Source organism: Micromonospora sp. NPDC005203 (assembly GCF_042872705.1).
Taxonomy (GTDB): Bacteria; Actinomycetota; Actinomycetes; order Mycobacteriales; family Micromonosporaceae; genus Micromonospora.
This window is the reverse complement of sequence record NZ_JBIAKV010000004.1, coordinates 216,628-230,516: the sequence shown is the minus strand read 5'-3', so window position 1 is coordinate 230,516 and position 13,889 is coordinate 216,628. Positions and strand designations below refer to the sequence as shown.

The 13,889-nt window shown below is 71.1% G+C and carries 16 protein-coding genes; 8 read left to right on the top strand and 8 right to left on the bottom strand.

Features of this window, described 5'->3' with window-relative positions; all coding sequences use genetic code 11:
• Positions 1-77: 77 nt before the first annotated feature.
• The gene (locus tag ACFYPM_RS12805) at positions 78-902 is read right to left on the bottom strand and encodes a SigB/SigF/SigG family RNA polymerase sigma factor (RefSeq protein ID WP_387194964.1); all 825 of its coding nucleotides are present in this window, start codon (positions 900-902) and stop codon (positions 78-80) included.
• 372 nt (positions 903-1,274) lie between these two features.
• On the opposite strand from ACFYPM_RS12805, the gene ACFYPM_RS12800 reads away from it, so the two are divergent.
• Positions 1,275-2,030 carry a hypothetical protein gene (locus ACFYPM_RS12800; protein ID WP_387194961.1) on the top strand — a complete coding sequence of 252 codons (756 nt, stop codon included), beginning with the start codon at positions 1,275-1,277 and terminating at the stop codon, positions 2,028-2,030.
• Here ACFYPM_RS12800 and ACFYPM_RS12795 read toward each other — a convergent pair.
• The 3 genes from ACFYPM_RS12795 to ACFYPM_RS12785 form a co-directional block, all read right to left on the bottom strand.
• Entirely contained in the window at positions 1,979-3,568 is a 1,590-nt protein-coding gene (locus ACFYPM_RS12795) for a phospholipase D family protein (protein ID WP_387194958.1), read from the bottom strand. The two genes, ACFYPM_RS12800 and ACFYPM_RS12795, sit on opposite strands and share 52 nt — an antisense overlap.
• A 324-nt stretch (positions 3,569-3,892) precedes the next feature.
• Positions 3,893-4,879: a pirin family protein gene (locus tag ACFYPM_RS12790; RefSeq protein ID WP_387194956.1), complete on the bottom strand. Its 987-nt coding sequence runs from the start codon at positions 4,877-4,879 to the stop codon at positions 3,893-3,895.
• Positions 4,880-4,889: 10 nt separating this feature from the next.
• Positions 4,890-5,372, bottom strand: a complete 483-nt coding sequence (locus ACFYPM_RS12785) for a MarR family winged helix-turn-helix transcriptional regulator (protein ID WP_387194953.1) — start codon at positions 5,370-5,372, stop codon at positions 4,890-4,892.
• A 157-nt stretch (positions 5,373-5,529) separates the two neighbouring features.
• Here ACFYPM_RS12785 and ACFYPM_RS12780 point away from each other — a divergent pair, with 157 nt between their 5' ends.
• Positions 5,530-6,063, top strand: coding sequence for a GNAT family N-acetyltransferase (locus tag ACFYPM_RS12780; protein WP_387194950.1), 534 nt, complete (start codon positions 5,530-5,532; stop codon positions 6,061-6,063).
• Positions 6,064-6,103: 40 nt separating this feature from the next.
• Here the strand turns inward: ACFYPM_RS12780 and ACFYPM_RS12775 are convergent, their stop codons facing one another.
• Entirely contained in the window at positions 6,104-6,592 is a 489-nt protein-coding gene (locus ACFYPM_RS12775; protein ID WP_387194947.1) for an FBP domain-containing protein, read from the bottom strand.
• 60 nt (positions 6,593-6,652) lie between these two features.
• Between ACFYPM_RS12775 and ACFYPM_RS12770 the strand changes: the two genes are divergently transcribed.
• The gene (locus ACFYPM_RS12770; protein ID WP_387194944.1) at positions 6,653-7,225 is read left to right on the top strand and encodes a TetR/AcrR family transcriptional regulator; all 573 of its coding nucleotides are present in this window, start codon (positions 6,653-6,655) and stop codon (positions 7,223-7,225) included.
• A gap of 87 nt (positions 7,226-7,312) precedes the next feature.
• Here the strand turns inward: ACFYPM_RS12770 and ACFYPM_RS12765 are convergent, their stop codons facing one another.
• A complete protein-coding gene (locus ACFYPM_RS12765; protein ID WP_387194941.1) occupies positions 7,313-8,320 on the bottom strand; it encodes a hypothetical protein in 1,008 nt (335 codons plus the stop codon).
• Positions 8,321-8,381: 61 nt separating this feature from the next.
• Between ACFYPM_RS12765 and ACFYPM_RS12760 the strand changes: the two genes are divergently transcribed.
• Both ACFYPM_RS12760 and ACFYPM_RS12755 read left to right on the top strand, forming a co-directional pair.
• Positions 8,382-8,819 (top strand): winged helix-turn-helix transcriptional regulator, encoded by a 438-nt coding sequence (locus ACFYPM_RS12760; RefSeq protein WP_387194938.1) that lies wholly within the window; start codon positions 8,382-8,384, stop codon positions 8,817-8,819.
• A complete protein-coding gene (locus ACFYPM_RS12755; RefSeq protein ID WP_387195442.1) occupies positions 8,816-9,403 on the top strand; it encodes a DUF1684 domain-containing protein in 588 nt (195 codons plus the stop codon). Before ACFYPM_RS12760 ends, ACFYPM_RS12755 begins: the two co-directional genes overlap by 4 nt.
• 51 nt (positions 9,404-9,454) lie before the next feature.
• On the opposite strand, the gene ACFYPM_RS12750 is transcribed toward ACFYPM_RS12755, so the two are convergent.
• Positions 9,455-10,039 (bottom strand): general stress protein, encoded by a 585-nt coding sequence (locus ACFYPM_RS12750; RefSeq protein WP_387194935.1) that lies wholly within the window; start codon positions 10,037-10,039, stop codon positions 9,455-9,457.
• Between the two features lie 122 nt (positions 10,040-10,161).
• On the opposite strand from ACFYPM_RS12750, the gene ACFYPM_RS12745 reads away from it, so the two are divergent.
• Positions 10,162-11,994 carry a glycoside hydrolase family 15 protein gene (locus ACFYPM_RS12745; RefSeq protein WP_387194932.1) on the top strand — a complete coding sequence of 611 codons (1,833 nt, stop codon included), beginning with the start codon at positions 10,162-10,164 and terminating at the stop codon, positions 11,992-11,994.
• Between the two features lie 95 nt (positions 11,995-12,089).
• The gene (locus ACFYPM_RS12740) at positions 12,090-12,590 is read left to right on the top strand and encodes a metallophosphoesterase family protein (RefSeq protein ID WP_387194929.1); all 501 of its coding nucleotides are present in this window, start codon (positions 12,090-12,092) and stop codon (positions 12,588-12,590) included.
• A gap of 19 nt (positions 12,591-12,609) precedes the next feature.
• Here the strand turns inward: ACFYPM_RS12740 and ACFYPM_RS12735 are convergent, their stop codons facing one another.
• A complete protein-coding gene (locus ACFYPM_RS12735; RefSeq protein WP_387194926.1) occupies positions 12,610-12,828 on the bottom strand; it encodes a DUF3072 domain-containing protein in 219 nt (72 codons plus the stop codon).
• Positions 12,829-12,931: 103 nt separating this feature from the next.
• On the opposite strand from ACFYPM_RS12735, the gene ACFYPM_RS12730 reads away from it, so the two are divergent.
• The gene (locus ACFYPM_RS12730) at positions 12,932-13,870 is read left to right on the top strand and encodes an NAD(P)/FAD-dependent oxidoreductase (RefSeq protein WP_387195439.1); all 939 of its coding nucleotides are present in this window, start codon (positions 12,932-12,934) and stop codon (positions 13,868-13,870) included.
• Positions 13,871-13,889: the final 19 nt, after the last annotated feature.

Sequence of the window (13,889 nt, the reverse complement as noted above, 5' to 3'; positions counted from 1 at the left end):
AGTCTCGCACCGGCGCGGGTGCCTCCGGGTACGACGGTGGGCCGGGTCGACAGACCCGGCCCACCGTCGTCGCTACCTCAGTACGTGCCGTCGAGCTGACCGCGCAGCTTGGTCAGCGCCCGGGTCAACAGCCGGGAGACGTGCATCTGCGAGACACCGATCTGGTCGGCGATCTGCGACTGGGTCAGGTTGCCGTAGAAGCGGAGCGTGAGGATCTTCTGCTCGCGCTCGTCGAGGGTGGCCAGCGCCGGGCCGAGAGCGACCCGCAGCTCCGCGATCTCGAACTCGTTGTCCTCGCCGCCGAGCATGTCACCCAGCTCGGTGGCCCGCTCGCCGTCACCGGTCGGGGTGGACAGCGACACCGCGTTGTACGCGCGGGCGCCCTCCAGGCCCTCCAGGACCTCTTCCTCGGTGAGCTTGAGGTGGGCGGCGATGTCGGCGACCGTCGGCGAGCGGCCGAGGGTCTGCAGGAGCGAGCTGTTGGCGTCGGAGATGGCCAGCCGCAGCTCCTGGAGCCGGCGGGGCACCCGGATGTCCCAGGTGCGGTCCCGGAAGTGCCGCTTGAGCTCGCCGATGATGGTGGGGATCGCGTACCCGGCGAAGTCGACACCGCGGGACGGGTCGAACTTGTCGATGGCCTTGATCAGGCCGACCGCGGCGGTCTGGGCCAGGTCGTCGGTCGGCTCGCCGCGGCCGCTGTAGCGGTGGGCCAGGTGGTTGGCCAGCGGCAGCCAGGCCTCGATGGCGCGGTCCCGCAGTGCGGCGCGCGACGGGTGGTTGGCGGGCAGCGCCGCCATGGCGTTGAGCAGGTCGGCGGCGCTGTCGGTGAGTGCGCGCGGGTCAAGCTTGGTGCTGGCCTTCGCCGTGGTGCTCGGCTGCTCGGTGATCGTTGGCGCGGTCATGGGTGGTCCTCCCTGCACCTTGTCCGCGGACAAAAAGGTGTGACGCTTTGGTTTAACTCTCAATGGGCCGTTCGGGACTCACTCTAACCTGATCGTCTCCCCGAAATCTAGCCGAAAGGTTGACGCACTTAAGGCGTGTCGCGCCACAAAAGGGTTTAAATAGGGCGCGTGGCGGGAGGGTTGTCGTCACCCTTACCCATTGGTGGCGCTGCTCAGCCGCTCAGCCGGCCGGCCTATCCGGATGGACCCGCCGCATCGGCCGTGTGGTCAACATGAAATCCGACAGCTGGACAGGAGTGTCGACTATCCGTCGTTGTCCCGCCGGTGGGACCGGCCGTAGCGTCGCGTGTACACACCCGGTTCGGAGGCGCCGTGCTCGATCCAGCCGCTCCCCAGCTCGTCGTGAACAGCCGCACGCTCTATTTCAGCTGGATTCCGGCCGACCCGGACGCCGTCGCCGCACTGGTCCCACCCGGCCTGTGCCCGCGCCCCGACCACCAGGTGTTCCTCAACCAGTACATCGTCGAGGACGAGACGCAGACCTCCGGCTTCGGCGCGTACTCGCTGACCTATCTTGGCGTCTCGCTACTCGGCGTCGACGCCCCCGGTGGGCTCAACCCGGGCGGCTGGTGGACCACCTACGTGGCCTCCAGCAGGCGGGTCCGTGACTACGCCGCCGCCCGCGGTGCTCCGGTGTTGACCGGCCGGACCCGGATCGAGGTGCGCGGCGAGGCCCTGCTTTCCGAGACGGACATCGGCGGGACGACGTTGATCCGGGCACGGTGCCGGGTGGGGGAGACCGGCCACGCGATCAGCAGCGGTCACCATCGCTACTTCACCCGCCGCGACGGCCAGCTCCTCAGCTCGGTCTACCCGTTCGTCGCCGAACCGGTCGCCCCGTTCGAGATCGAGTCGGTGGAGTTCCTCCAGCCGGGGCATCCGATGTACGCGCTCCGCCCGGCCAACCCACTGACCATCGGCTTCGGCTACTACTCGCCGCGCTCCTCGTTCGCCTACCCCGGTGGGTTGAGCGTGCATCCGGTCGTCGCCGCAGCGGCGGAGCCGCTCCGGTCGACTCACCAGGTGCCGGCCAGCCTCGCCCGCAGCGGCCTGCCATCCGGGTCGTAGACCAGCCGGTACACCGGCAGCGCCCAGGCGCGGGTGTACCACGGCAGCCGCTCGGGGCGGTGCGGGCGCAGCCGGCCGGGCGGTCGCTCGCCCACCTGGCCGTCGTCGTACCACAGTTGCAGCGCGTCGGCGGCGGCCGTGACAGCCTCGACGGCGTCCGCCGGGTCGAGCAGGTCGGCGTCGTCGGCGCCCTCCGGATCCCGGTCGAGGTGCTCGCGCCAGAGCCGTAGCCGCAGGTCCCGGGCGAAGGTCCGCGCGCCGTCGCCCTGGCCCGCCGGGTCGGTGGGCGCCCGCTGGTCGCGGGTGTCGTCGAGCACCGCGCAGGACAACTCGCTGTCGTGCGTCCAGGACCGGCGGTTGAAGTTGTCGCTGCCGACGCTGGCCCAGACATCGTCGACCACGCACACCTTCGCGTGCACGTAGACCGGGTCGCCGGCGTGGTTCTCCACGTCGAACACGTGCACCCGGTCCGGTGCGGCCCGCTCGCACAGCGACAGCGCCTGCTCGCGGCCGACCATGTTCGGCGGCAGCGCCAACCGGCCGTCCACGTCCGGGTGCCGGGGCACCACCGCGACGAGGTGCAGCTCCGGATTGTCCCGCAGCGCGTGCGCGAACAGGTCCGCCACCTCGGCCGACCACAGATACTGGTCCTCCAGGTAGATGAGCCGGCGGGCGCGGCGTACCGCCTTGGTGTAACCCCGGGCCACGGTCCGCTCGCCGTCGGGGGCGAACGAGTAACGCGGGCGGACGGCGGGGTAGGTGCGCAGCACCTGGATCTGGTGGGGACCACATTCGGGCGGGTCGGCGGGTTGCTCGGGCAGCGGATCCGGCCGCAGGTCCGCGCCGCGCAACCGGTCCCGCAGGTAGGCCATCGGGTTCTCCGAGTCCAGTGGCATCGGGTCGGTCCAGCGTTCCCGGAACAGCGTGTCCAGCGCGCCGACCACCGGGCCACGCACCGCGAGCTGGACGTCGTGCCAGGGCGGGTTGGGGCCGTACCGGGGGGACATCTGGACCGGCTGCGGATCACCGTGGTGAGCGGCGTCGTCGCGTCGGCTGTGGCACAGGTCGATTCCGCCGGCGAACGCGACGTCGCGTTCGGGTGCGTCCAGGTGCCGCAGCACCACGAGCTTCTGGTGGTGCGAGCCGCCGCGGCGGACCCGCTGGTCGAGCAGCACCTCGCCGCCGGCTGCGGAGATCGTCTCGCTGAGGTCGCGATTTTCCGCCTCGCTGTAGGCGAGCACGTCGAGGTGCGAGCGCCAGATCAGTCCCTTGACCACCACGCCGCGTTGGGCGGCCTGGGCGAAGAGCTGGGCGACGGTCGGACCGTCCGGACGCAGCCGCTGGTCCGGGTCACCGCGCCAGTCGGTGAAGAACAGGTGGTCGCCGGCTCCCAGCGCCTGCACCTCGTCGACCAGCCGGTCGAAGTAGGCGGCACCGTGAATCAGCGGCTCAGCGAGGTTTCCCCTGGTCGAGACGGGTAACCCAGAGACCGGGTTGGCGCGTTCCTGCGCGGTGAGGAACCAGTCTTGTAACGGCACGTCCAGCCCCCCGGAGGTCGACTACGTCCTCACGGTAGGACCCCCGACGCGGGTCCGCACGCCAGCCCGGCACACCGGTGACCTGGCCAACGCCATCGCAACGACGCGACAACAGCCGAGGAGGCCACACCATGCCCCGCGACACAACGAACCCCGGGACCGAGTACCGCGAGCCAGCGGTGGAGAGCGAACGGGGTGCGCTGGTAGCGGTGTTGGTGATGGTGATTCTTGGTGTCGCCGGGATTTTTGCGGTCTCCTGAGGCGGCGCCGGCGCGCCCGTGGTGAACCGGGGGCGCCGGCGCCGATCTCAGTGCCGAGGCGGGGTCAGGGCCGGGTGCCCTGCCCGCCGGTGTGCGGCAGCCGCTCGGTGGGGATCACGCCGAGTCGACCGGCCTTGAAGTCGTCGAACGCCTGGAGCAGTTCGTCGCGGGTGTTCATCACGAACGGGCCGTACTGCGCCACCGGCTCCCGGATCGGCTTGCCGCCCATGATGTAGAGGTCCAGCGCCGGGGTGTTGCTGTCCTGCGCGGTGTCGGCGGCGAACCGCAGCGCGTCACCCGGGCCGTGCACCGCGAGCTGGCCGGTGCGGACCGGCCGCCGCTCGGTGCCGACCGTGCCCCGGCCGCCCAGCACGTACACCAGGGCGTTGAAGTCGGGCTGCCAGGGCAGGTCGACCTGCGCACCCGGCTGCACCGTGACGTGGGTGATGGTGATCGGCGTGAACGTCGACCCCGGGCCGCGGTGCCCGGCGATCTCACCGGCGATGACCCGGATCAGCGCGCCGCCGTCGGGTGTGGTGAGCAGCGCCGACTGCCGGCCCCGGATGTCCTGGTAGCGGGGCGGGTTCATCTTGGCCGAGCGGGGCAGGTTGACCCAGAGCTGGGTGCCGTGGAACAGCCCACCGCTCATCACCAGGTGCTCCGGCGGCGCCTCGATGTGCAGCAGGCCGCTGCCCGCCGTCATCCACTGGGTGTCGCCGTCGGTGATGGTGCCACCACCGCCGTTGGAGTCCTGGTGGTCGAAGATGCCGTCGATGATGTACGTGACGGTCTCGAAGCCGCGGTGCGGGTGCCACGGGGTGCCCTTGGGCTCGCCCGGCGCGTAGTCGACCTCGCCCATCTGGTCGAGGTGGATGAACGGGTCCAGGTCGGTGGTCGACACCCCGGCGAAGGCGCGACGGACCGGGAAGCCCTCACCCTCGAAGCCGCTGGGCGCGGTGGTCACCGTGCGGACCTTGCGGAAAGCGGTGTTCTCGCCGAGTTGGGGCAGGCGCGGCAGGACAACGACGTTGTCGACGGTGATCGCGGGCATCGGGAGCTCCTTAGCGGGTGGCGTGGGTGGACGAGGCGGTCCGGGCCGCGCGCAGGCGGCGGCCGAGCCGGTCGAAGACCCGGGTGAGGCAGGCGACCTCGGCGTCGTCGAGGTCGTCCATGAGGTGGGCCCGAACCGACGCCAGGTGGTGCGGTGCGGCTTCGGACAGGGCGAGCAGCCCGGCGGCGGTGAGCACCGCCTCGCTGCCGCGTCGGTCGTCCGGGCAGGGCTCTCTGCTGACCAGGCCGCGGCGCTGCATGGAGGAGATCTGGTATGTCAGTCGGCTGGGCGAGAAGATGAGCCGGTTGGCCAACTCGCCCATCCGCAGCCGTTGCCCGGGTGCCTCGGAGAGCAGGACCAGCACGTGGTAGTCGGGGAAGCTCAGCTCGCTGTCGGCGCGCAGGTCCTCTTCCAACTGGGTGTAGAGACGCTGGCTGGCCTCGATGTAGGCGCGCCAGGCGGCCTCTCGGGTGCGGTCCAGGCTCTCGGTCATGACCATGACGATAGCACTTCTTCAAAATTTAAATACTGCGGTTGAGCGTTGCCTGGGTCACGTTCCGGCCGGCGAACGGCCGGTTCCTGCAAACTTGAAGGAAGCGGAGGCAACATCAACGGTGCGACGGCCCTGCGATGTGTCAGACTCCGGCCTCGTGGCACACCTGGAGCTCACCACCGCCGACCTGCTGCTGCGCCCCTGGCGAGACGAGGACGCTCCGGCGGTGCGCGAAGCCCTGCTCGACCCCGCCATCGCCCAGTGGAACCCGCAGGGTGGCGGCCCGATCGACGATCAGGCCGCACTGCTCTGGGTCCGCCGCCGGGCCGACTGGTCTGCCGGTGACCACGTCTCCCTGGCGGTGGCCTCGGCGGCCGACGGGAAACTGCTGGGCTCGGTGTCGCTGCACAGCATCCACCACGACGACGCGTCCATCGGGTACTGGACGGCGCCGGCGGCGCGCGGGCGGCAGGTGGCGGTGCGGGCCGTCACCCGGCTCACCGACTGGGCGTTCAGCGACCTGCGGTTGCACCGGTTGGAACTGTGTCACGCAGTGGCCAACCCGGCGTCCTGCCGGGTCGCCGAGCGCGCCGGCTACCTAGCCGAGGGCACGCTGCGCGAGTCGCACCGCTACGGCGACGGCCGCCGCTACGACGAGCACCTGCACGCCCGTCTGTCGACCGACAGGTAGTCGGGGTCCGAACACGCTTCGGCCCGGTCGCGCCGAGCCGTCACTCGGTGACCTTGCGGAGGAACGTCGCGAGGGCGGTCTGGACGCGCCCGATCCGCTCCGGCAGGGGCAGTGGCTCGGGCGCGGGAGGCCCGGCGTGCTTCTTCCCGCGCAGATACAGCGAACAGGCCAGGTCCGAGCACAGGTACGTGCCCACGGAGTCACCCTGGCGTCCGCTCGGGCCGGCCTTGGGGGCGGTCATCAGCGAGACGCCGCCGCCGAGGTGCGTGGTCAGGCAGAACGAGCACATGCTGTGCCGCACGCGCCCCATCTGGTGCTTCGCGGCCCGCAGCACCACCCCGGTCAGCTTGCCGTCGGTCTCGGCGACCAGATAGGCCCGCTGCGGAGCGGAGGGGTCCCGCCAGCCGAGAAAGTCGAGATCGTCCCAGGGGCGCATCGCAAGATCGTTGGGTACGGTCAGCCGCTTCGCCTCGCCCCGGCTGCAGTTGACGAAGGACGCGCGGATGGCGGATTCGGTCAGGACCAACATAGGTAGTAGCCTAGCTCTCCTAGGCAAGCGATTATTACGGCTAGGTTGGGAGAGTGCTGTATGCCACGTGCCGGGGTGACCGTCGAACGGCTGACGCTGGCCGGGGCCGAGCTGGCCGACGAGGTGGGCCTGGACAACGTGACAGTCGCCGCGCTCGCCCGCCACTTCGGGGTGAAGGACGCGAGCCTGTACTTCCACCTCAGGAACGCACAGGACCTGCGGGTCCGGATCGCCCTGCTGGCGCTGGCGGAACTGGCCGATCGGGTGGGCGCCGCGCTCGCCGGCCGCGCCGGCAAGGACGCGCTGGTGGCGTTTGGCAACGCCTACCGGGACTACGCGACACAGCACCCGGGCCGGTACGCCGCCATGCAGATCGACCTGGACCCGGAGACCGCCGCGGCGAGCGCGGGCGTCCGACACGCCGAGATGACCCGGGCGATCCTGCGCGGCTACCGGCTCGCCGAGCCCGACCAGACCGACGCCGTCCGGATGATGCACAGCACGTTCCACGGGTTCGTCAGCCTGGAGCGCACCGGCGGCTTCCGGCACACCCCGCGAGCGACGGACGACTCGTGGTCGCGCACCCTGGACGCCCTCGACGCGGTCCTGAGCAACTGGCCGTCACCACGCTGACGGCCGGGCGGGCACGCGTGCCCTGCCCACCCGACCCGGCGACCGAGGGCTGCGGTCAAGGTTGGGGCACCGGGCTGGTTCGGGCGGTCATCGTTGCACCTCTGCGGCGAGTGGGCGTCGCTGCGCGGCCCGCTGCCGGAGCAGGACGAGACCGAGGCCCGACAGGAACCAGGCGGCGAGGATGACGAGGGGCGCCACCGTGTGTGCGCCGTCGAAGTAGCCGAAGTTGTTGACTGCCCGCACGGCCGCGCCCGGCGGAAGTTTCCCCGAGATCGCCTGCGCCCACCCCGGTAGCAGGTCGATCCCGATCGTCGCTCCGCTCGTCGCGTTGCCAATCGTGGTGAGGGTGAGCACGGCGAGGGCGATGCCTGCCGGGCCGAGCCAGGCCCCGAGAGCCTTCGTGGTGAAGGCGCTCGCGGCGGACAGGAGGATGAGCGAGATCGCGAGCAGCGGGAACGGGGCGGTCAGTGACCCGTAGACCGGACCCGCGACGGTCGCCGCGATCACACCGATCGCGACGGCGAATCCGCCCATCGCATAGAGGCGGTGACGGAGGCGCACCTTCGCGGTGGCCGCGGTGAGCCCTTGCGCGAGGACGAACGACGAGAGGGTGACGCCGAACACCACGTAGAAGGCGGACAGGCCTCGGCTGTCGTAGGTCGCCAGCGGCACGATGTCGTGCTCTTGGACGGTGGCCCCAGCCTTCTGCGCGAGACCGGCCGCGAGCTGACGCGCGGCCCCGCTCTCGCTGAACCCGCTCGCACCCGCGTAGTCGAGTGTCAGGCTGGTGGGGGAGGTCGCGCCGAGGACGGCGACGGCGTCGCCGTGCCGCACCATAACCTCGCCGTCCGCGACGCTCGCGACCTCGGTGATGGCTGCGGCGTTGCCGAACCCCGCCCGCGCGGTGGTCGACAGTTGCCCGGTGACGACGGCGATCGGCAGCCGGCTCGGCTGAGGGTTGCGTTGCAGTCCGACGTAGATCGCGATGAACGCGGTGCCGATGATCAGCCCGGTGATCACGAGCGTTGTCCAGGCGCGGCGCTGGGTGACGACGGGCAACGCTCTGTCGGTACGGGAATCGGGTGGCGACGTCATGGGTGCTTCCTCGGGTAGTGTGGTTTGAATGTCCAACCAAACGAACCGTAGCACCGACGGTTTGAAAATCAAACCAGAGCGGGACGCCCTCGCTGTGGCGCTCGACGCGGTCAATGACAGGTGGTCGCTGCACATCGTGCGAGCACTCGCGTTCGGTGCCTCGCGGTACACCGAGATCCTCCGGGCCGTCGGCGCACCCAGGGACGTTCTCGCCGCCCGACTGCGAAAACTGGCCGAATCCGGCATTCTCCAGACCCGTGCCAGCGAGAACGGCAAAGTCGCGGGGTACGAACTCACCCAGAAGGGCAAGGACCTCGGGCAGGTCATCCTCGTGCTCAAGCGCTGGGGTGACACGTACAGCGAGGGCAACGTGCCCAGAGTCGACTTCATCCACGACGTCTGCGGCCAGGTCTTCGTCGCCGACGTCCGGTGTCGTGCCTGTGGCAAACCCATCCGGTCCGGAGAACTGTCGTTCGATCAGGAGTCACCGCCATGTTGAACGATCTGGAGCTGGCCGACTGGCGGGAGCGGGTGGCTCGGCTGTACCTGTCCGACGTCGACCTCACCGGGTTCCGAGCCGGCCGCGACGACCTCTTCGCCACCCACCCGCAGAGCCCGATTCCCGCGGCGGAGCGGCCGGGCTTCTCCGGGGTGCGCTACTTCCCGCCCAACCCGCAAGCCGTGGTCGAGGCGTCCCTGCGGTCGGCGAGCGGCGAGCTGCGGATCGACACCGGCGGCCCGGACGGGGTGGTCGCGTACCGGCGGCTGGCGGTGGCCGAGACGCCGTGGGGGCCGCTGACCCTGTGGTGGATCGAGGCGTACGGCGGTGGGCTGTTCGTGCCGCTGCGCGACGGCACCTGCGGTCGGGGGACCTACGGGGGCGGCCGCTACCTCACCGACACGGTGAAGGGCACCTTCGGTCGAGGTGTCGAGCTGCTGCCCGGCGACCGGGTCCGCCTGGACGCCAACTACCTCTACAACCCCAGCTGCGCGTACGACGACCGCTGGGCGTGCCCCCTGGCGCCGCCGGAGAACCGGGTCGAGGTCGAGATCCGCGCCGGCGAGTTGACGTACCACGACTGAACGGCCGCCCGCCCCGGGTGCTGCCGGAACGGGCGGCCGGTCGGTCGTCGCTCAGCGGTTGGCGGCCGCGCCCGGCACCTGCATCCGACCCATCAGCTGTCGGGCCTGGTCGGCGAGCTGCGCGTCGACGGTCACCGCGTACTGGCCGGCGCGTAGTGAGCTGGCCGAGGTGAAGTCGCGCTGCCCGCCCGTCATCGCGTGTGCGACCGCGCCGAACACGGCACCCCAGATCGCGCCGATGACCAGCCCGACCAGGATCACCGCCAGCCAGTTGCCGACGGTGAAGATGCCGAACAGTAGGCCGATGAAGAGTCCGAACCAGGCGCCGGTGCCGGCGCCGAGCAGTGCGGCTCGACCGGTGGTCATCCGCCCGAGCACCGTCTCCACCAGGGTGAGGTTGGTGCCGACGATGGCGGTGTGCTCCACCGGAAAGCGATTGTCGGCCAGATAGTCAACGACCCGCTGTGCGGCCGGATAGTCCGGGTACGAGCCGATCGTCACGGTCGGCGGGCCGGTCTCCGGCCCGTGGCCGTTGCCGGACGGTGTCGACAGGTGGCCGGCGGGCCCGGATGGAAGCAGGTCGCCATCCTGTGCGCCGGGCCGCCATGCGGCGGTCGGCCCCGAAGCTGACGTCATGAGCATCCTCCCTCGTCAGCTTCCGGGGTTCCCGCCCACGCCGACCGGTAACGCCGGACAGCACGCTGCGCGCCAGCCCCCGCCGCCGGGCATGTGCGCGGGTTGTCCGGGTAGACACCCAGGTGGAGAGCGGACAGATCAGCGACTACGGTTTCCTCGCCGACGGGCGCAGCGCGGCGTTGGTGGACTCCTCGGGCTCGGTGAACTGGTGGTGCCCGGGTCGGTTCGACGCCCCCTCGGTGTTTGGGCGGTTGCTCGACGATGGTGCCGGGCACTGGTCGATCCGACCGGAGGGCGACTATTCCGTCGAACGCTGCTACCTCAACGACACCCTTGTGCTGCGGACGGTCTTCCGCACCGCGCAGGGTGCGGTGGCACTGACCGACGCGCTCGCCTTCGAGCCCGGCTCGCGACGTCATGACATCGGGATGCACCCGCCGCAGGTACTGGTTCGTAGCGTGCAGGGGCTCTCCGGTGTGGTGCCGATGCGGGTGCACTACCGGCCGCGCTTCGAGTACGGGCGCACCATCGCGTACCTGGTCGAGCGGGACGACATGCTGGAGGCCATCGCCGGGGCCGCGCGGCTCACGTTCCGCAGCGACGTGCGGTTGACGTGCGGCGACGACGGCGAGGCCACCGCGACGTTCACCGTCCGTGCCGGCACGACCCACAACTTCACCCTCGGGTACGCCCCGACCTACGACTCCCCACTGCCGGAGGTTCCGGACGCCGACGAGACCATCGCCGACACCGTTGCCGGCTGGCGGTCCTGGGCCGCCTCGCACCAGTACCAGGGGCTCTACGCCGAGCAGGTACGGCGCAGCGGACTGGTGGTGCAGGGCATGACGTACCGGCCCAGCGGCGCGGTGGTGGCCTCGGTGACCACCTCGTTGCCGGAGGAGCTCGGCGGGAACCGCAACTACGACTACCGCTACGTCTGGGTGCGCGACTTCAGCCACACCCTGCGGGCACTGTGGCGCTCGGCCTGCTTCGACGAGGTGCGGCGACAGTTCGCCTGGTTGGGTCGGGCGATGGGCCGGATCGAGGACCAGCCGGTGCCCATCATGTACGGGGTGCTGGGGGAACGGGACCTCACCGAGCATCGCCTGGACCAGCTCGGCGGTTACCGCGACAGCCCGCCGGTGGTGATCGGCAACGATGCGTGGCGGCAGCGCCAGAACGACATCTACGGCGCGGCCATGGACGCCGCCTGGCTGATGCGCGACAGGCTGGAGCCGTTCGACCCCGAGGTCTACCACCTGCTCCGGGTGCTCGCCGATCAGGCCGAGCAGGGCTGGAAGTTGCCGGACGCGGGGATGTGGGAGGAGCGTGGCGTCCAGCATCACCACGTGTCCTCGAAGGTGGAGTGCTGGGTAGCTCTGGACCGGGCGGTCCGCTTCGGCGACCGGCTCGGCGGGCCGGAGGACCTGGCTCGCTGGACGGCGGCCCGCGACGAGGTGCGCGCGGCGGTGCTGGAGCGGGGGTGGAGCGACCGGCTCCAGTCGTACACCGGGACTTTCGATTCCGACGAGTTGGACGCGTCGGCGCTGGTGATGCCTCTTGTGGGTTTCCTGCGGGCCGACGATCCGCGGATGCGCTCGACGATCCGCGCGGTGGAGCAGCGGCTGTCGCACGACGGCCTGCTGCGGCGCTGGGACGGCGACCCGGCGGGCTTCGTCATCTGTTCGTTCTGGCTGGTGAGTTGCCTGGCGTTGGCCGGCGAGCGGGACCGGGCGCACGAGTTGTTTCGCGATCTGGCTGGTCGGGTCAACGACCTGGGCCTGTTCGCCGAGCAGATCGACCAGCAGACCGGGGAGCAGTTGGGCAACTTCCCGCAGGCGTTCTCGCACATCGGCCTGATCAATGCCGCCGGAGTGCTCACCGACGTCGAGCGGAACCCGACGTTGCGCGAGTGCGGGATGCCCCCGGCCTACTTCACCCCGACGGATCGCTGAGCCGGCCGCGTCGCTGAGCCGGCCGCGTCGCTGAGCCGGCTGCGTCGCTGAGCCGTGCCCGGGCGGGGTGTCGGGGCACGGGGGACAATGGCCGGATGCGGTTGGTGCTCACGGCGGACACCCACGTACCGAAGCGGGCCCGGGATCTGCCCGACCCGCTCTGGGCGGCGATCGAGGCCGCGGACCTGGTGGTGCACGCCGGTGACTGGGTGGACGAGGCGCTGCTCGACGCGATGACCGCGCGGTCGCGCCGGCTGGTCGGGGTGTACGGCAACAACGACGGGCCGGCCTTGCGCGCCCGGCTGCCCGAGGTGGCCCGGGTCGACCTCGACGGCCTGCGCGTCGCCGTGGTGCACGAGACCGGGCCACGGACCGGTCGGGAGAAGCGGTGTGCGGCCCGGTTTTCCGATGTCGACGTGCTGGTCTTCGGGCACTCGCACATCCCCTGGGACACCGAGGCGCCCGGTGGTCTGCGCCTGCTCAACCCCGGCTCGCCCACCGACCGGCGCTCACAACCCCACGCCACCTACCTCACCGCCGAGGTGCACGGGGGCAGCCTGACCGAGGTGCGCCTGCACGCCCTGCCCCGTCCCTGACCGCCCCCGCAACCCGGGGTTACTGGCCTCGGCCGGTCTTGGCCTGGAGCTCGTCGATGCGCTTGGAGGCCTCGGCCTTGGTCAGGTCGTCCGGGAGATCCGCGTGGGCCTCCCGGGCCAGCGTGCCCAGGTAGGACTCCTGGGCGGCGGTCGGCGGCTCGTCACCGGTCACCCACTCGTCCGGGTCCTTGATCGCGGCGTTCTGGTCGGCCTGCTCGGTGCGGCGGTCCGTCATCATTCATCACCCTCTCTTCGAACAGTTGTGCCAGTACCCAGTCATCGGTGGTTCATGCCCGAACACCGCCACCTACGATCATCGAATGAGCGTGGACCGGTCGGGTGTGGTGGTGGTCGGGGCGGGCATCGCCGGGGTGGCCTGTGCGGTGGAGTTGACACGGGCCGGGGTGCCGGTGCAGGTCCGGGAGCGAGGGCACGTCTGCGGTGGCCGGATGGCCAGCAAACGCTTCGAGGGCCGACCCGCGGACATCGGGGCGGCGTACTTCACCGCCACCGACCCGGACTTCGTCGCCGTCACCGAGCAGTGGCGCGCCGCCGGTCTGGTCCGGGAGTGGACCGACACCTTCCAGGCGTACGACGAGAACGGGCGCCACGACGCGCCCGGCCCGATGCGCTTCGCCGCCCCGCGTGGGCTGCGTTCGCTTGTCGAACACCTGGCCAGCGAGGTGCCGGTGACCGTGGATCGGCTGGTGCTCGGCGTGGAGCCCGGCCCGGCCGTGGACGGCGAACCGTGCGCCGCGGTCGCGCTGGCCATGCCCGGTCCGCAGGCCGCCCTGCTGCTCGACCCGGCGCTGACCGACGCCACCCGAGCCGTGCAGGCGCAACGCTGGTCGCCGTCCCTGGCCGTGGTGCTGCGCTTCCCGACGCGGCGCTGGCCGGACTTCCGTGGCGCGTTCGTCAACGGCCATCCGGTCGTCAATCTCGTCTGCGACGACGGCGACCGACGCGGTGACGGCGCTCCGGTGCTCGTCGCGCACACGGTGCCGGAATTCGCCGCCGGGCACCTGGCCCAGCCGACCGGTGCTGGCCCGGCGGTCGAGCAGGCCGTCCGGGACCTGTTCGGGTTGCCCGAGCAGGCCGTCGACGTGCGGGTGCACCGCTGGACGTACGCGAAGCCGACCGGCGACCCCACCCGTCACACCCACCACCTGGATGCCGACGGGATCGGCCTGGCCGGCGACGCGTTCGGCAAGCCCCGGGTGCAGAGCGCCTGGCGCTCCGGTCGGGACCTGGGCCGCGCCATCGCCGCCCGACTGGCCTGACCGGGCGCGGAGCCAGGGC